We start from the raw sequence: 17,463 nt of genomic DNA on the forward strand, positions 1-17,463 counted from the left end.
CCCTAGAGGCTTCCGTCACCATTCACTGATTGATGATGCCATCCGGCGACAGATTGAGTTTTTGCACGCCATCCCCGTCCTGGGTGTTGTCGGGCTTTGCCTCATCCTGCTGCTGCTTCTGTTTTTCGGCTTCAGCCTTTTTGCGGGCCTCTGCCTCGCCTTGCGCCTGGACCTTGAGGGCTTCCTGAGCGGCCCTCAACAGACGTTCATTGTCGCGGGCGCGTTGGTCCATCCGCTCGCGCTCGGCATTGAGCGCGCGATAGAGCGCGGCTTCGCGGCGCAGCCGCTGCTTTTCGGCGATATTGGCCTGCATGATCTCGACCCGGCGGCGCTCCTGCTCGAAGCGGCGGAGCGACAGGAAGCTGTTGAGCGCGGTGATGTCGATCGTACGATCAGGTGCGGCGAGCGGCCCCTGCCAGTCGAGGCTGACAGATGGCTCAGCGCCCGCGAGAACTTCCTCTCCGGGCTTGAAGGCGACGGTGAGCTTTCCCTCCAGATCGCCGCCCAAGAGGCCGATATCGGCGTCGGCGGCGAAGCTGATCTCGTCATTCTGGCCGGCTATGTTGGCTGCGCGCAGGCGGCCTCCTGCGATATTGAAGGGAATTTCGAGCTTCTCGACCCGCGTCGTGCCCGCCAGGATAGCCTTCTCGATACCCGGCTTGAGTACGGCTTCGCTGAGTTCGCCTTCAATGCCATCCGCGAGCTTCAGCAGCCCGGCAAAAACGCTGCCGTCGAAGCCCGCGATGGCGAGGTTGGAAAGCGAGAGCGTGCCCGATCCAGTGGCGCTTTCGAGCAATTCGACGGCACTCTCGCCGGTCGTGTCGAGTGCGAAGGAGAGGTTGGAAAGGGCGGCGGCCACCGGCTTGCCTTCATGCCTCCAGAAAGTGGTGGCGAGGCTCGCGCCGGCGACCTTCATCTGTGTACGCAGGAAGGCATGACCATCGAGATTGCCGAGCTCGGCGCGGCCGGTGAAATTGCCATCGGCAAGCTGGCCTGTGGCATTGGCGAGTTCGATCTTGCCCGGCGTCGAGCGGAGCTTGCCGTTGAAGCGTTTGACATCGCCCAGCGCGCCGAGATGGAAGTCGCTGGCGGCGAGCGCGAGATCGACATTGAACGGCAGACCGGCATTCTTCGGAACCGCGATGCGCGACAGTTGGCCGGTGAGCGGTTCGGCGATCGGGCCGTAGACCGTATCGGCGAGCCAGCCGAGATCGACAGCATCGAGGGTGAGTTCACCCTCGAAGCGCGGCTCGGGCGCTGTACGCGGATAGCTCAATACGCCATTGAAATTGTTGTTGTCGGCGCTGCCTTTGAGGCTGTCGATGCTGACGCCCTGGTTCGTGGCATAGACGTTGGCGGTGGCGTTGAGCGACAAGCCATCCGTCAGGCGGGGTAGTGCGATGCCCGTCATCATCAGGTAAGGCGCGATGTCGCCACTATCCACGGTGACGGCATAGGAGCCATCGAGGAAGCCTACCTGCGTGAGACGGGCCGAGCCGTCGATGTTCACCGTCGTCGTGCCTGACGAGTAGCTCAGTGCGACCTGCGGGTCGGTATCGGCGGATTGTTCGATCTTGAGCGACAGGAGGCCATCCTGGTCGGCGTCGATTTCCAGCGTCGACAGTCCGGCCTGGCCGAGCAGGATCCAGGCGCTCGGATTCTCGATGCTGGCATCGAAGGTCAGTCCGTCGGGATCGACGAGATCGGTGGTCTGGCTTGCAAGACGCGCGGTGAGGCGGCTGCCATTGGCGGTGCCCGTCAGGTTTGCTTCGACCGGCCAGTCGCCGAGACCTAGCTTGAGGTCGAGATCGAGTGCGGTATTCGTGTAATATGTGGAATTGGCCGCAAGCCGGGCGAGCGCAGGATGCGGCGGCAGGCGGTCGGCGAGAAGGCGGAAGAAGGCGGACGGGTCGGCCGAGGTCAACTTGACAGTGGCGCCGCCCTTGGGCGTGCCGGTGACGTCGGCGATACCGCCCTTGATGTCGAGCGTCGTGCCGTAAAAATCCTTGATCGAGGCGCGGACATCACCGAGCGCTCCATTGGAGACCGTGAAGGCGGCGTCGAAGCCTGTCGCGTCGAGGTCGAAAGCGCGGAACTGATCGACCTTCAGGCGGGCGGCGATGCGATGGTCGGCAAGCGAGGCGGTGGTGGCTTCGCCCGTCATCAGACCACCGAGGGCCAGCAACGTGTCGAGGTCGAAGGCGTTGCCTGCGAGATCGACCGAGAGAGCCGGCGGCTGGTCAGGCATCTGCTCGTGTTCGAGCCGGCCACGCAGATTGGCGGGACCGAAGGCAATCTCGAGGTTCTCGAAGCGCTGCAGTTCGGGCGTCAGGTTGACCTTGGCCTCGAAGCCGGCGGATTTCAGCTTGCGGATCGCATCGGGCACGGCGCCAGTGACCCATTCGGCAAAACCGGAGGGCTGGTTGGAGGCAAGCAGGAGGTCGCCTTCGAAAGCCTGCGCGCCAATCAGGGTGAGCTTGCCTTTGGCGGAAAGCGTGGTGCGGCCGGGCAGCTGCGCTTCGGCTTCCGCGATCTGCCAGCCATCCTCGGCGGGCGACATTTCGAGCCGGATATCGCGGATCATGGTGTCGCCGGCAACCAGGGCCGGGAGGCGGATCGTTGCCCGGCCCGGCAGGTCGGGGATCGGCACGTCGGCGGCAAGCGTGAGGAAGGCGCGGACGCGGTCCGTCAGCGGCACCACCGTCGTGTCTTCCGTGCCCTCGCTGTTGCCGCCGAAGCGGCTCATGTCGACCTGCTGGCCCGTGGCGGTCACCAGGAATTCCGGCTTGCGGCCGGCATCGATCGTGGCTTCGCCGGTGACGATGTAGGGATCGGCCGGATCGCCCATCTTGAATTCATATTCGGGAATCCGGAGCCGGTCGTTCATCAGCTCGAAGGCGCCGGCAATGCGCGGGGCTGCGGATTTGGTACCGTCGGCGGCGGTGTCGACCGCGGCGGTTTCGCTCCGGAACTTCTCGCGGATGTTGAACGTGCCCTTGTATTCAGGGCGGAAGTCGGCGAGGCCGAGCACGCCTTCGAGCTCGACGACCGCGGCGGGACTGTCCGGCAGCAGGCGGAGCTTGAGCGGCAGCTTGCCCTTGTCGGGCAGCGAGGTCGAGAAGACGAAGCTACCGGAATGGCCATCGAGCGCGCCTTTGCCCGACACTTTCCACGGGCCGGCAAGCGTCTTGGCCGAAAGGTCCATGTCGAGGCCGGTGATGTGGCGGTTGCGGCCGGTCTGTTCATCGACGAACTCGATATCGCCGCCTGATATGGTGACCTTTTCCAGCACGACAGTGGAGGCAGGGATCTCCGGCGTGCCGGTGCGCACCCAATCGAGGGTGCCGTCCTCGGTCAGCTTGAGTCGGACCTTGGGCTTGTCGATCCGCATGTTGTAGATGAGCGCCTCGCCCGACAGGAAGGGGGCGAGCTCGGTCTCCATTGAAAAGCTCTCGGCGGCGACCAGCGCTTCACCGCTGCCGTCCTCGCCGACGCGGACGTCGTTCAGCGTGACCGATGGAAAGGGAAGAATGCGGGCGTCGACCTCGCCATGCACCACGACCTTCTTGCCGATGATGCGGCTCGCCTGGAGCTCGAAATCGCGACGGAAATCGGTCCAGTCAATGAAATACGGCGCCAGAAGCGCCGCGAAGAGCGCCACGACGAGCAGCCCACCGATGGCGACGAAGATGCGCCCGAGCACGATTCACTCCCTTACTTGCGGCGACACGTTAGGAAATTTGAACCGGGGTGCCAAGCGGCAATGCGTGCTGCGTGATCAATCCAGCGCGAAGATCTTGCCGGGGTTGAAGATGTTGAGCGGATCGAGGCTCCTCTTGATCTGCCGCATGATTTCGACCGAGCCGCCGAGCTCGGCTTCGAGGAATTCCTGCTTTCCCTGGCCGATGCCATGTTCGCCCGTGCAGGTGCCGTCCATGGCGAGCGCACGGGCATTCAGCCGTTCGATGAAGGCTTCGGCCGCAGCGATTTCGGCCGGGTCCTTGTCGTCGATTACCATGGAGACATGGAAGTTGCCGTCACCGGCATGGCCAACGATCGGGGCGACGAGGCCGTGTTCGGCAATGTCGTCTTCGGTCGCCGTGACGCATTCGGCAAGGCGGGAGATGGGCACGCAGACATCGGTGGCAATGGCATTGGCGCCGGGGCGGAGCGCCTTGGCCGACCAATAGACGTTGTGGCGGGCTTTCCAGATGCGGGCACGTTCCTCGGGGTTGGCCGATGATACAAATCCGCCGGCGCCATATTCCTGCGCGACCTGGCCGAAAGCTTCGGATTGCAGTTTCACCGAAGCTGGCGAGCCGTGGAATTCGAGGAAGAGGGATGGCGCCTCCGGAAGCGAGAGACCGGAATAGGCATTGCAGGCCTTCACTTGCAGGGCGTTCATCAGTTCGATCCGGGCGACGGGGATGCCGAGCTGGATCGTCATGATCACGGCCTCGCAGGCCTGCCGGACAGACGGAAAGTTGCAATAGCCGCTGGCAATCTCCTCCGGGATGCCTTGAAGGCGCAGCGTGACCGAGGTCAACACGCCGAGCGTGCCTTCCGAGCCGACGAAGAGCCGGGTGAGGTCGTAGCCGGCGGAGGATTTGCGCGCGCGGCGGGCCGTGCGGATCTCCTCGCCATCGGCGACGACGGCGGTCACGGCGAGCACATTGTCCTTCATCGTGCCGTAGCGCACCGCATTGGTACCGGAGGCGCGTGTCGCTGCCATGCCGCCGATCGAGGCATTGGCGCCTGGATCGATCGGGAAGAAGAGACCGGTATCGCGCAGATGCGTGTTGAGTTCCTCGCGGGTGATGCCCGGCTCGACCGTGCAGTCGAGATCCTCCGAATTGATTTCGAGCACCCGGTTCATGCGGGAGAAATCGAGCGAAAAGCCACCTGAGGGCGCATTGACCTGGCCTTCGAGCGACGAGCCGGTACCAAAGGGGATGATCGGCACGCGATAATCGGTGGCGATACGAACGGCGTTCTGGATGTCGTCTTTCGTTTCGACGAAGAGCACGCCATCTGGCAACTGCGGCGGCACCCAGGTGGTGGTGTGGGCGTGCTGGGCGCGAATGGCCTCGCCGGTCTGGAAGCGTTCGCCAAAGCGTTGGCGTAGGACTGATATGGCCGATTTCAGGCCATCTTCGTTGCGCGGGCCGGGGCGGATCTTCGTGATTCCCATGATGCTGTGTCCCAGGATAGTGCGTTTTCTTCAAGTGCTTGTGTTTGGATTGCGGAAGACTAATCTGCCACTCGGGACGTCTTGTCCAGCCCGAGGTTATGCCGCTGATGTTGTCCAGTCCGAAGCCTTTCGATACGCCTGTGATATCTGCGCCGATGAAGGTCCTGCCTGATTGGATCGACTATAACGACCATCTCAACGTCGCCTATTATACGCTGATCTTCGACCGCTCGGCCGAGAGTGCCGTCGATATACTGAACCTCGGCGAGGCCTATCGGCGCGCCGAGAACAGGACGCTGGTGACGGCCGAAGCACATATCACCTATGTGAGGGAACTGAAGACAGGTGCCGAAGTGCGGGCGACGTTCCGGTTGCTCGACGCGGATGCCAAGAGCCTGCATGTCTATCAGGAGCTTTTTCACGCCGACGGGTGGCTCTCTGCGACGCAGGAGAGCATCCTTCTGCATGTCGATCTGACGGGCGAGACGGGCCCGAAAGTGGTGCGCATGTCGGAGGCGGTGCAGACGGATGTGCAGACCATGCTGCGCTATCACTCTTCGCTGCCACGGACGAAATATGTCGGACGGGCGCTGGGCGTGAGGCGGCGTTGAGCCGTCCACGCTTCAGTTGAGAAAATGATTCAAGTCGCGTGAAGAAAGCGATTCGGGATTTTGGCCTAACGCGCTGGGTCAGCGGGCTTATTAGCAATCGTCCTGCCAGCTATTCCGAGGTCGGCTTTTCCAGCTTGCCCTGGTCAAGTGCCTTCTCGACCTGCGTCTTGAGCGCCCGGGTCACGGCCTTTTCATGCTTGGAGCGGCCGTATTGGGCACGATTTTCCGCGGCCTGCTGCTCTTTCTCGCTGCGCGCCTTCTGCTTGCGCGCTTGCCGGAGATTGATCACATCGGCCATCGACGGCCTCAGTTCTTCTTGCGGAAGGAATCGAGCGAGACGACGGAGCCGCCGCCAGCCGGCTTCGGTTCGGCGTCGGGATCCTCGACCGAGACAACCTGGATTTCGGACACCTGCGGCTCGGGATAGTTGGTCACTTCGGCGCCGGCATTTTCCTCGACGGCAGCCACGTCGAATTCGAGCTCGAAATTGACCGACGGATCATAGAAGCCGCGGACCGATGCGAAGGGAACGGTCAGCTTCTCCGGTCTGTCCGAGAAGGAAAGGCCGATCTCGAAATAGCCGTCGAACACCTTGAGCTCCCAGAACTGGTGCTGGACGACGATCGTCATCTGCTCGGGATACTTCGCCTTGAGGTGCTGGGAAATCCGCACGCCCGGCGCCTGGGTCAGGAAGGTTATGAAGAAATGATGGTCGCCAGGAAGGCTGCCTGTGGCGGCGACTTCCGACAGCACCTTGCGAATGACGCCGCGAAGCGCGTCCTGTGCCAAGATGTCGTAGCGGATATGGTCCTGCCCCATGTCGATTCCCGTATTCTTGTCGATAAGTTGAGGCTAACTATGCCATCTTATGCCTGTTTGGCAAAGGTTTTCCTGCGTCAGGGCACACGCTGCAGGCGTCAAGAAGCATGAATGGGAAAGGGAGAAAGTGAAGGCTTCTGTTGCCAGGTGCCTCCGAACCCCGCCTTACAGTGCTACCCGCAAGGACTTGATTTGAAGTGTCACACTGCGATTAAGCAGCGAGACGTGCTTCAGCATAGTTGTCGTTTGCAACTACAATTTTAGCCCGATAACGGTGGTACAATGCCGGGTAAAAAGTCGATCTTTACGCCCTTGTCGATCCTATTTCGCCCCCATCAGAAGCCGTTGCGTTTCAACGGTTTCTGGTGGAGGCGCCGGGTACCGCCCCCGGGTCCAATGGGTTTATTACACCGCCCGTTTATCACCATAGCCGGCAAGCCGGCACGCTCTATATAGGGTTTATGACAGGCTTTGCAAAGAGGGTTTGCCTCTTTGTCACGAATTGCTTGGATAACAGACTCGGCATACTTTGAGGCCAATGCTCCGGCGCCTATGATGGGCCGACGATTCAAAGGCGGCCGCTCATGAAGCAATATCTCGATCTTCCCGCGCATGTTCTGGAACACGGCCCGGATCGCGGCGACCGGACCGGTACCGCAACATGCGGGATAACGGTCTCGTCCCGTGCGATTCACTGACCGGTGGATCGGTCGTTTTACCTGGATTGAACATGTCCCGACATCCTGAATATCAATACCTTGATTTGATCGAGCGCGTGCTTTCGACCGGTGATCGACGGGTTGACCGCACCGGTGTCGGTACGCTGAGCGCACTCGGCGCGATGATGCGCTTCGACCTGTCAGATGACACGTTTCCGATCTTCACGACCAAGCGCGTCTATTGGAAGCTTTCGGTCAGGGAAATGCTCTGGTTTCTCGCCGGCGAGACGAACATTCGATCCCTGGTGTCGCAGGGCGTGGGCATATGGACCGACTGGCCACTTGCCAGCTATCGACGGCAGACCGGTGACCAGGTTTCACAACGGGACTTCGAGGACAGGATTTTGGCGGATGACGACTTCGCCAAGCAATGGGGTGAGCTTGGGCCGGTTTACGGGAAACAGTGGCGGGCATGGAAAGATGCCGATGGGGTCGAGCATGATCAGATCGCGACGCTGATCAAGGACCTTCGATCAAATCCGTCGAGCCGACGCTTGATATTTCACGCATGGAATGTCGGTGAGTTGTCACAGATGGCTCTTCCGCCGTGCCATATGGTCTACCAGTTCTACGTGACCAAGCTCTCCGAGCGGCCCACGCTCAATCTTATGGTTTTTCAGCGATCTTGCGATCTTTTCCTGGGGCTGCCCTTCAACATATGCCAACAGGCGGCCCTAGTCCGGATGATCGCGCAGGTTGTCGGCATGGACGTTGGAGAACTCGTTTGGTCCGGGGGTGACGTGCACATCTACCTCAATCACCTTGATCAGGTTCGAGAGCAAATGAGCCGAGCGCCAAGGCCCTTTCCGAAGCTGCGCCTGTCGCCACGCGCCACGGACATCGACGACTTTCGAATAGAGGACTTCGTCGTTTCTGATTACGATCCTCATTCAGCGATCGCAGGCGATGTCGCCGTCTGACGGGACGACACGGGCCTGAATTCGGCTGACATATCGTGCACTTCGTGCCCCTTCGAGCGACCTTTCAATTCATGCCAGCGAGGCGGCGGATCCTTTCGGGCTTCAGGATTTCGATGGAGCGGCTCGACTGAAGGCGCAGCACGCCCTCGGCGCGCAGCTTCGAGAGGTTTCTCGAAACCGTTTCGATGGTCATGCCGAGATAGTCGCCGATGTCTGTACGCGTCATCGGGATGTCGATGCAGTCGAGACCACCCTGGCGATCCGCGAGATCGGTCAGGAAAACCGCGAGTTTCTCCAGGGCGCATTGCTTGCCTACGACAAGCAGGTGTTCCTGGGCGCGGACCATTTCCTTGAGTGCGAGTTCCATCAGCTGGGCGGAGTAACGGCCGTCACGGTCGATGTCGACGGTCGTCAGGCCCGTGGCTACTATGCTTTCCGCAAAAAAGCTTCGGGACTTGCCGCCCTCGAAACCGAACGTCTCGCCTGCGATGTGGAAGGCGACGACTTGCCTGCGGCCGTCGGCCAGAAGGCGGTAAATCCGGACGGCGCCGAACTCGATGCGGTAGAGGGTCCCCGGCGCATCGCCCTGCGCGTAGATTTCGGTTTCCGGCGTGTGCAGGGTCACGGGGCGGGGACGTGTGAACGACTTGGCGAGGAGTGCCGGAGGTGCCTGGAAGGTCCGTTGAGCGATGGAGGCTGAGGCGTGCATGTCATTATCCCCGTGTTGTCTGTTGTGGGGAACATGCCCGAATGCGCAAGGCGCCGAAATTCGGTTGTACCACTACGGGGTTCTACGTAGCCCGGGCCTTCAATGCGGCGAGGGCGGTCAATACATCCGGTCCCGCAAGCGGCTTGTTCAACACGATCACGCCGGGGTCGCGTCCGGCCAGTTCGAGATCGCCATCGGCGAGAAGCACCGTTCCCACACCCGGTTCCCGGTCGGCAAGCCAGGCGACCTTGTCCGCGTCGGGCAGGTTACTGTCGAGGACGACGCAGAACGCCCCGCGCGCGCTGTCCTTGGCCGATTGCCACGTGCGGAACGGCATCACCCGATAACCGTGAGCTTCGAGCGCGAATGCAAGCGATCGGAGCAGGGCCGAGTCCTTGGCGATGGCGACGATGGTGGGCGTGAGCGGCAATCTGATAACCGTGAGCTGGATCGCGCACTATTGCGCGGTACCATCTATTCACACGAACCGGGCGACAGGCCTTGTCCTGGATCAAATCCGGCGCGGGTTTTCCGGAGCGGTGAAGCCGACGGCGAGCGACATCCGCACCAGTTCGGGGAGGCTGGTTGCCTTCATTTTGGTCATCACGTTCGCTCTATGGACTTCAACGGTGCGCGGACTGATGTCGAGGTTGAAGGCTATGGCCTTGTTGGGCTGTCCGGCGACGACCTGTGCGAAAACCTGACGCTCGCGGTCGCTCAGGGTCTCCAGACGGCCCCTGATCTCGTCCGCCGTTTCGACTCCCGCGACCTCGTTGCCGAGCCGTTCGGATGCCCGGCGGATCGCATCGACGATCACGGTCTCGTCGAACGGCTTCTCGATGAAGTCCGACGCCCCCGCTTTCATCGCCTCCACTGCCATGGGCACGTCGCCATGGCCCGTGATGAGGATGGACGGAATGGTCAGGCCGCCCGAGGCAAGTTTGCGGATCAGTTCCACCCCGCTCATGTCGGGCATCCTGAGGTCGGTCACCAGGACGGCCTGCCTCAAGTTCGGTGCCAGCGCCAGGAAGGCGGTCGCCGACTCGTGTATGCGGACCCCCAGGCCGTTCATGGTCAACATGAAGGCGAGCGACTTCCGGACCGCGTCCTCGTCGTCGACAATATGCACGGTGAAATCATCGATCGTCATCATTTTCCTCGTTGAACGCCGGCAGCGTGAAGCTGAAACTTGCTCCTCCCAACTGGCTCTTGGACACGGTCATGTCGCCTCCATGGGCTTCGACGATCCGTTTTGAAATCGAGAGGCCGATGCCCATCCCGCCGGATTTGGTCGTCGTGAATGGTTTGAAAAGCTGGTCGGCGATTTCCTCGGGTATGCCCGGCCCGGAGTCCTCGACGGTCACGGCTACCTCATCTTCGCTGGTGCGCCTGATGCCGATGTGCAGTTCACGCTTCGGCGAGTCCTTCATCGCTTCGATGCCGTTTCGCATGAGGTTCGTGAGCACTTGCTGTATCTGGATGCGGTCGACCATCACGAGGTCGGCGCCGCTCGGAAAATCGAACACGGTCCGCACTCCCTTTTCGCGCGATCCCACAAGAGCCAAGGCTCCAGCCTCCTCGACGATCTGGCGAATGTTCTGTGGAGATTTGTCCGTCTCGCCCTTGGTGACGAATTCGCGAAGATGCTTGATAATCTGTCCTGCCCGCAAGCTTTGCTCGCCCGCCTCCCGCAAAGCGTCGCGAAGCCGCTCCGCCTTCTCGCCTTCCCAATCCTGAAGGATGCGTGCACCGCCGTGAACGTAGTTGGCAATCGCGGATAGCGGTTGGTTCAGCTCGTGGGCGAGGGTGGAGGCCATTTCCCCCATTTCGTTCAATCGCGCCAAGCGCGCCAGCTCCGTCTGGATTTCCTGCAGGCGCGCCGCCGATTCCTCACGTTCGGTGAGGTCGCGTATGAACCCGGTGAAGAAGCGCCGATCGCCTGTCCGCATCTCGCCGACTGCGAGCTTCATCGGAAATGTCGATCCGTCCTTGCGCTGTCCGACAACCACGCGGTCGACACCGATGATCCGCTTTTCACCGGTCGTGAGATAGCGATGGAGATAGCCGTCGTGTTCCTTCCGATAAGGCTGTGGCATCAACATCCTGAGGTTCTGCCCGACGACCTCCTCTTGGGAATACCCGAACTGCCGCTCCGCCGCGGCGTTGAAGGAAACGATGGTCCCGTCCTGGTCGCTGACGATGGTGGCATCCAGCACGGTGTCCAGGATTGACCTGAGATGAGCCTCCCTTGTGTTGAGGGCTTCCTCGGCCTTCTGGGTCTCCCTGCGTGCCTCCCGCAGCAGTTCGCCCATGGCGGCGATCGCCACGCCCACGAAAAGGAAAACGAGCAGCTCGGGGACCTGCACTCCGCCGGGCGTTAGCGATCTGAGATAGACTGCCGAACAGATGGAGAGCACGACCGCAAGCATTCCGGGACCGGCCCCTCCGGTCATTGCAGCGAGCAGGATCGGCGGCACGAAGAGGATGTAGATGGCGCGGTCGTCCAGCACGCCCATGAGGAAGTAACGCAGCAGAAAGGCGATCAGGACAGCCGAAGTCGCGAAGGCATATCCATGGCCCGGAGGCCAGTTCCGGTGCAGCACGAAATCCGACAATGCTCGGGCAATACCGTTTCTACCGCTCGACATCATCGCGTGCCACTATGCTCCCCTAGGCTCCGGATCGGCTGCCTGTGAAGGTATCTATCACGCGTCAAGCGAGTATGTCACGCGATGAACCGGTGACAAAGACACCGAAACGAAAAAGCCCGCGCCGGGAGGGGCGCGGGCTTCTGTCTGCCTCGACCGATCGTCACATAGCCGCAGCGGCAATGTCGGCGTCGAGACGTTCGCGTGCTTTCTTGGGGAGCTTTGCCGTCTTGATGGCTTCGATGTTGGCGGGCGCGTCACCTACGACGACGAGCGCCACCATTCCCATCCCGACATGCGGAGTGCATTTGACCACATAGGCACCGTCGACATCGAACGTGACCTTGAGGGTTTCGTTGATCTTGCCCTTGAAGGGCTTGGCACCTTCTGGGAGGAGGCCCTTGACGGTCTCCGCATTGTGGCCCTTGTCGGTTGGGATGAAGGTCACGGTGTCACCCTTGGCCACCTTGACGAGACTGGGTTCGAACACCATCGCGCCGCCCTTACCCTTGTTGAGCATGTGGACTTCGAAGTCCGCCGCGCTGGCGGCCGTCGTCATCGCGGCGAGCGCGAAGGCGATCCCCAGCGTGGCTTTCATCAGCATTCTCATTCTCTTGCTCCTTTAGCGAAGATGTCTGAAATTCGTGGGGCCAACCTATAGGAGCGGCCTGCGCGGTCTTTGACATAAGACAAACATCAGCGCGATTTGTCAGGATGCTTCAGGCGACGGCCAATCTCGGCCGGGATGGGTTGTGGGGCGCAAATGAGGCGCGCGCGGCGACAATGCTCTGCCTCGCCTTCGTCCAGGTGAAGCGATCGACCAGGCGGAAAGCGCGATATCTTGCTGGGAGAAAATGATGATGGGAACGCAAGACTATCCAAAATATTCAATTGGAAATGCGGTCTCGCTTCTTCGAATCGATCTCGGCGAGAATTGCTTCCGGGTCAAAGCCGGCATCATCCAGGTGCCTGAGCCAGATAGCCGAGAGAATGCGCGGGATGAGCGCGAGCAACCGATGCACTGACATGCGAGGCACCTCTCTTCCGACTGGGCTGCCTCGTTCCGAGATGCCCGATTGGATGTGAATGGCGGGGGCGGACCGTCCGCCATAGCCCATCCCCCGCATGCCCTTCCATCACGAAGGGCTGGATATGAAGATACAGAAATTCTCCCGCCCCAATTTGCTATGGATCAAACAATTCGACGATTGGTTGAGTGGCCGGCAAAGTTGCACTTTCCTTGATGCAGAACAAACATCCCTTCGGCGACCACGACTATCCATCGGCTACGTTTCGCATGGCGATACGACCAATCGAGCCGGGTGTCTTGCCAGACGCAGGCCACAAACGAAGGAACGAAGCGATGTCGCTCATCAAGCCACTCATTACCGCCCTTGCCTTGTCCACTGTCATCGCCGTGCCAGCCATGGCCCACATCACGCTCGAGACGCCGACCGCCAAGGTCGGATCGAGCTACAAAGCCATCCTCCGTGTCGGCCATGGCTGCGACGGCAAGGCAACGACCGCTATCCGGGTACGCCTCCCGGAGGGTGTCATCTCCGTTAAACCGATGCCGAAGCCGGGTTGGAAGATCGAGAAGACTGAGGGCGAATACGCCAAAGCTTACGAATATTACGGCGAAGAGAAGACAAGCGGTGTACGGGAACTGACCTGGTCCGGCGGAGAGCTGGGTGATGACGAGTACGACGAGTTCGTTTTCCGTGCCTACATCACGAAGACCTTCAAGCCCGGCCAGACGATCGCCTTTCCCGTCGTTCAGGAATGTGTCGAGGGCGCGACGACCCGCTGGATCGAGATTCCCGCAGAGGGCAAGGTCGCCGACGACTACGAGCATCCGGCTCCCGTCGTGACAATCTTGGACAAGTGAAATCGACGTGCGCAGGGCGATGGTCCATCGACAGGGAGTCGCCCGCCTCCGCCTTGCCCGCGGCCGAGCGTTCTTCGCCCTGATCGCGATCGCCCTGCTGTTTTCTCCGACGCTTGCCGCCGCGCATGCGGTGCTGGTTTTCTCCATCCCCGCCCAGGGCGAGCGGTTGCGCGTGTCTCCGAAAGTCCTGTCCCTGCGCTTTTCGGAGGCGGTCACGCGGGTTGACGTTACGCTTGTCGGTCGCGACGGCCGACAGCTGAAACTGAAGACCGTCGTGGCGGGTGGCGAAGTAAGCGCCGAACTTCCCAGCGCGCTCGCCGACGGAGCCTACGCCTTCACCTGGCGGGTCGCTTCCGAAGACGATCATACGGTCTCCGCCTCAGTGGTGTTTTCGGTGGGCGAGGGCTCGGATTCGAGCGACTTCACTGCCGCCACGTTGGACGCGGGATGGATCGGCACAGCGACCTGGGGCGCGAAATTCGTCTTTTACTGTGCGACGCTGTTCGGGATCGGCGGTGTCTTCTTTTCGGTTGTTATCGCAAGGCGAAGACCCGGACGGCCAACAGTCTGGATGCTCGCCGTCTCCGGCCTCTGCGCATTGATACTGGTCGCCCTGTTCTGCGTCGAGGAAACGGGGGGCGATCTTGCCGTATTGGCCAGCTCTGACATCTGGATCGTCGCGTTCAATTGCAGCCTCGCGAAGTCCGCGGCCTTCGTGTTGGTCTCGCTCTCTCTGGCCTTCGCGGCGGGACGCGCCGCGGGACTTGCGACCGGTCTTGCCATCCTGGCCCTGGCTGCCCTCGGCCCGGCATTTGCGCTCACCGGGCATGCTTCGGGTGCAGGAATTCGATGGCTGTCGTTCAGCGCTGTTTCCGTCCATGTCATCGCCGTCTGCTTCTGGGCTGGAGCGTTGCCGGCCCTCCAGTCGATCCTCGGGCCGGAAAGGCCGGGGCAGCGGGAAGTGCTACTGCGATTCTCGTCCGCCATCCCGCTTTCGATCGCTGCGATGCTGGTCGCCGGCGGGTATTTGGCATTTATTCAAGTCGGTGCCCTGTCAGCCCTGTGGGATACCGACTACGGCAAAGTCCTCCTCGCGAAGCTGGCGCTCGTTTCGACCGCCTTGGCCTTGGGCACTTGGAACCGCCTCATCCTGACTGCGCAAGTGGCGCAGGGAAGCCGGTCGGCGGCCGCCTTGATGAAAGTGGTGGTGGGGGCGGAGATTGCCTTGATCATCCTTGTTCTCGGGGTCACCGCCATGTGGCGCTTCACGCCACCACCGCGTGCGCTCGCCCAATTGGCACCTGTCACGACGTCGATCCATCTTCACGACGCCGCAGCGATGGCCAATGTGACGTTCGAGACGAGTGCCGATCTGCGCTTCGATGTCGAGGTATCATTTGTGAGCGGTGAATTTGATCCGATGGACCCGTCCGAGGTCGAACTCAAAATGTCGTCGGCCGACGGCTCCATCGCGCCCTTCGATGTAGCGGTTCGGCGGGTGTCCCCGGGGCTTTGGGTCGCCGCCCAAGTCCAGGCGCCCTGCGACTGCGAATGGAAAGTGAGGCTGGGAGTCCTGGTCTCGGATTTCGAGAAGGTCGATTTGGGCGGAAGCGTCAGACTGCGGCCTGCGGAGAAGTGAACATTCATGGCCACGTCGTTGGCGGTTCCCTGTTCCAAGCGGTCGCGGTGACACGCGCGAACGGTCATCGTTCCGTCTAGGCGTGATTGTTTCACTGCCATTACCTGACAGGTTCGAAACAGGTTTTCGAACCTGTCAGCCCGCGTAGATGCGGTACCGGTTCGAATTGGATTCCTCCATTGACGGGTCGTGCATGGTCACCCGGTTGCGGCCGAGCTCCTTGGACCTGTACATGGCGGCATCGGCGGCCTCGTAGATTTGAGGTGCCGCTGCCATCGGTTTCGACATCGCCGCACCCAACGAAACCGTGAAGCGGATTTCCGCGTCGCCCTTTCGGACGATCAACTGCTCGACGCCCTCTCGAATACGTTCCGCGATGGCCCGAACCTCACGTTCATTCGAAGTCGATACAAGGACTGCGAATTCCTCTCCGCCCGTTCTGGCGACGAAGGTTCCCGTCCGGGTCGATTTGGCGATCGTCGCCGCCACTATCTTCAGAACGTGATCGCCGAAGGCATGGCCGTGTGTATCGTTGACTGCCTTGAAGTGATCGATATCGGCCAGGATGAGAGCGAATTCCTGGGCCTTGCCGAACGCTGCCGCGAGGCGGTCGTCAAAATGGCGGCGATTCGCCAGCCCGGTAAGAACGTCGGTGTTGGCCATTCGCCTGACCTTGACCAGCTCGTCCCTGAGAGCATCGACCTCGTTCCTGCTTTCGCCCATGCGCTGAAGCGTGCGCTGTCCGGACGCCGTCCGCCGATTGCCGGCGTCGCCGATGGCGTTTACGACCTTCATGAGAAGTTCCGTTGTCAGCTTGTCCTGCTCGGCCGACCGGGCCAAGGCAGTCGACACCCTCTCGATCGCGCTCTGGAAGCCGCTCATCTCCGACTGCTCCGACTGGAGCCGCGACGCGAGGTCGTCGATCGCGTGCAGCACGGCGTTCTCGTGGCGGCGGACCAGTCTTGAATCGACCGCCTCCGGGCAGTGCTCTTCTATCACCTGGTCCAGTTGATGCTGTGTGGGAAATCTGCCGAGGTTGCGTACTGCCTGCCGGATCCGAGGGTCCGAGTTTGCGATGCAGACGTAGAAAAGGTGGTAGTTCCTCGTGATCGGAGAAATACCCAATCGGTCCATCATCGCGATGACCTGATGTCCGATGTGCTTGGTGCTGCTCATGGCTTTGGGGCGGCGTCTGGCTGGAGCGCAAGTTAAGCGACAGTTCTACTCGAGATGTTCTAAGCTTTATATGTTACCAAGTGATGAGCCAGCCGGATGTCGACGCACTCGTTTTGGCGCGGGCTGTCGAATACTTTCTGGCGGTGTGGGCATCGTGCCACTTGCAGTATCAGTCGGCGACCGGAACAGTGGCGACACCGCGAACCGTTCGGATACAGGCTATCAGTTGCGCGGCGAAACGCCGTGCTCGGTTTGCGTCCGGTTCACCCTTCGAATGCTCGCCCAAGTCGAGATAGCAGTCCAGGAGCATCTCGGCCACGGGCAGAGCCTTATTGCTGGCCTGTTCACTTCCAGGCGTAATCCGAGTGCCCGGTTCGAAGGGCCTTTCCGACAAGGATTGCATTCGCGCACGTGCAGCGAGGGCATGGCTCAGCAGCGTCTCCAACACCTCGCCGATCGCGTTCGCGGCCAGGGAGTCCAGGAGCATGGAGAGTGCTTTTTCCAAGGATTGCAGATCAATCCTCGCATCGCCCCTTGCTGCCCTCTCGATGTGGAAAGCCTTTCGCCGCTCGCGGCGGAGCGTGGACACGTGGCCGAGTTCTTCCCTGGCCATGCGTTCGGCCGCCTGCTTGATCTCGTCCGACCGAGCGTGAGCCGAGACGTAGGTCCAAAATGTGAAGGCGCGCTCTTCGTTCTGCACCGCCATCGAGAAGGCCCGGTACGCAGAAACCAATTCCGGCGCCACGATCCCCGTTCCTTCGTCGTCGAACAGACCCTCCGGCGTGGGGGAGACGACCGACCCCTCCAGCTGACCTGACGCGTTTCGCCATTCATCCACCTTGCTAAGGTGGCCCTTTTCCTCCCGAACCAGGGAATCGAACACCTCAGCCAGATCGGGACGCGCCATCGCGACCATTCGCTGGCTTAGCGCTACGTAGCCGTCGATCGCCTCCTGCTCCATCGAACGGGCCATCGCCAACAGCTCGCCCAAAGACGCGAATTCCCACGGTTCGGAGTTCATGGCCGACATCTTCAAACACTCCCCTTCTGTCGTTTCACGACGTCACTTTTGACAGATATTAACCGCCGGAAACTTGTTCTTAGACAAAGACGGTCAGCCCAACTCGACTATTTTCAGGCCCA

Annotated in this window: 16 protein-coding genes and 1 other RNA gene; 4 read left to right on the forward strand and 13 right to left on the reverse strand. The window is 61.2% G+C overall.

Features of this window, described 5'->3' with window-relative positions:
• Positions 1 to 22: 22 nt before the first annotated feature.
• Together AC2YI2_RS06965 and AC2YI2_RS06970 are read right to left on the reverse strand one after the other, a co-directional pair.
• Positions 23 to 3,703 (reverse strand): AsmA family protein, encoded by a 3,681-nt coding sequence (locus tag AC2YI2_RS06965; RefSeq protein ID WP_487385710.1) that lies wholly within the window; start codon positions 3,701 to 3,703, stop codon positions 23 to 25.
• A gap of 75 nt (positions 3,704 to 3,778) precedes the next feature.
• Positions 3,779 to 5,191 (reverse strand): FAD-binding oxidoreductase, encoded by a 1,413-nt coding sequence (locus tag AC2YI2_RS06970; RefSeq protein ID WP_487385711.1) that lies wholly within the window; start codon positions 5,189 to 5,191, stop codon positions 3,779 to 3,781.
• A gap of 107 nt (positions 5,192 to 5,298) precedes the next feature.
• On the opposite strand from AC2YI2_RS06970, the gene AC2YI2_RS06975 reads away from it, so the two are divergent.
• Positions 5,299 to 5,802, forward strand: coding sequence for a thioesterase family protein (locus AC2YI2_RS06975; RefSeq protein WP_487385712.1), 504 nt, complete (start codon positions 5,299 to 5,301; stop codon positions 5,800 to 5,802).
• Positions 5,803 to 5,911: 109 nt separating this feature from the next.
• Here AC2YI2_RS06975 and AC2YI2_RS06980 read toward each other — a convergent pair whose 3' ends face one another.
• The 3 genes from AC2YI2_RS06980 to ssrA all read right to left on the reverse strand — a co-directional run bounded on the left by AC2YI2_RS06980 (position 5,912) and on the right by ssrA (position 7,103).
• Positions 5,912 to 6,100 (reverse strand): DUF4169 family protein, encoded by a 189-nt coding sequence (locus AC2YI2_RS06980; RefSeq protein ID WP_487385713.1) that lies wholly within the window; start codon positions 6,098 to 6,100, stop codon positions 5,912 to 5,914.
• A gap of 8 nt (positions 6,101 to 6,108) precedes the next feature.
• Positions 6,109 to 6,621 (reverse strand): SspB family protein, encoded by a 513-nt coding sequence (locus AC2YI2_RS06985; protein ID WP_487385714.1) that lies wholly within the window; start codon positions 6,619 to 6,621, stop codon positions 6,109 to 6,111.
• Between the two features lie 126 nt (positions 6,622 to 6,747).
• Positions 6,748 to 7,103: a transfer-messenger RNA gene (ssrA, locus tag AC2YI2_RS06990) on the reverse strand.
• Between the two features lie 248 nt (positions 7,104 to 7,351).
• Between ssrA and thyA the strand changes: the two genes are divergently transcribed.
• Positions 7,352 to 8,260 (forward strand): thymidylate synthase, encoded by a 909-nt coding sequence (gene thyA, locus AC2YI2_RS06995; RefSeq protein WP_487385715.1) that lies wholly within the window; start codon positions 7,352 to 7,354, stop codon positions 8,258 to 8,260.
• Between the two features lie 64 nt (positions 8,261 to 8,324).
• Here thyA and AC2YI2_RS07000 read toward each other — a convergent pair whose 3' ends face one another.
• From AC2YI2_RS07000 to AC2YI2_RS07025, 6 genes are all read right to left on the reverse strand, one after another.
• Positions 8,325 to 8,969, reverse strand: coding sequence for a helix-turn-helix domain-containing protein (locus AC2YI2_RS07000; protein ID WP_487385716.1), 645 nt, complete (start codon positions 8,967 to 8,969; stop codon positions 8,325 to 8,327).
• A gap of 82 nt (positions 8,970 to 9,051) precedes the next feature.
• Positions 9,052 to 9,399 carry a response regulator gene (locus AC2YI2_RS07005; protein WP_487385717.1) on the reverse strand — a complete coding sequence of 116 codons (348 nt, stop codon included), beginning with the start codon at positions 9,397 to 9,399 and terminating at the stop codon, positions 9,052 to 9,054.
• Positions 9,400 to 9,480: 81 nt separating this feature from the next.
• Positions 9,481 to 10,119, reverse strand: coding sequence for a response regulator FixJ (fixJ, locus tag AC2YI2_RS07010; protein WP_487385718.1), 639 nt, complete (start codon positions 10,117 to 10,119; stop codon positions 9,481 to 9,483).
• Complete coding sequence (locus AC2YI2_RS07015) at positions 10,106 to 11,620, reverse strand: PAS domain S-box protein (protein WP_487385719.1); 1,515 nt, start codon at positions 11,618 to 11,620, stop codon at positions 10,106 to 10,108. Before AC2YI2_RS07015 ends, fixJ begins: the two co-directional genes overlap by 14 nt.
• A gap of 160 nt (positions 11,621 to 11,780) precedes the next feature.
• Positions 11,781 to 12,227 carry a pseudoazurin gene (locus tag AC2YI2_RS07020; RefSeq protein ID WP_487385720.1) on the reverse strand — a complete coding sequence of 149 codons (447 nt, stop codon included), beginning with the start codon at positions 12,225 to 12,227 and terminating at the stop codon, positions 11,781 to 11,783.
• A 277-nt stretch (positions 12,228 to 12,504) separates the two neighbouring features.
• Positions 12,505 to 12,645, reverse strand: a complete 141-nt coding sequence (locus AC2YI2_RS07025; protein WP_487385721.1) for a hypothetical protein — start codon at positions 12,643 to 12,645, stop codon at positions 12,505 to 12,507.
• A 335-nt stretch (positions 12,646 to 12,980) separates the two neighbouring features.
• On the opposite strand from AC2YI2_RS07025, the gene AC2YI2_RS07030 reads away from it, so the two are divergent.
• Positions 12,981 to 13,505, forward strand: a complete 525-nt coding sequence (locus AC2YI2_RS07030) for a YcnI family copper-binding membrane protein (RefSeq protein ID WP_487385722.1) — start codon at positions 12,981 to 12,983, stop codon at positions 13,503 to 13,505.
• 19 nt (positions 13,506 to 13,524) lie between these two features.
• Positions 13,525 to 15,144, forward strand: a complete 1,620-nt coding sequence (locus AC2YI2_RS07035) for a copper resistance CopC/CopD family protein (protein WP_487385870.1) — start codon at positions 13,525 to 13,527, stop codon at positions 15,142 to 15,144.
• A 135-nt stretch (positions 15,145 to 15,279) separates the two neighbouring features.
• Here AC2YI2_RS07035 and AC2YI2_RS07040 read toward each other — a convergent pair whose 3' ends face one another.
• Positions 15,280 to 16,320, reverse strand: coding sequence for a GGDEF domain-containing protein (locus AC2YI2_RS07040; RefSeq protein ID WP_487385723.1), 1,041 nt, complete (start codon positions 16,318 to 16,320; stop codon positions 15,280 to 15,282).
• 169 nt (positions 16,321 to 16,489) lie between these two features.
• Entirely contained in the window at positions 16,490 to 17,350 is an 861-nt protein-coding gene (locus AC2YI2_RS07045) for a ferritin-like domain-containing protein (RefSeq protein ID WP_487385724.1), read from the reverse strand.
• Positions 17,351 to 17,463: the final 113 nt, after the last annotated feature.

This window comes from Rhizobium sp. SRI_017, assembly GCF_057586295.1.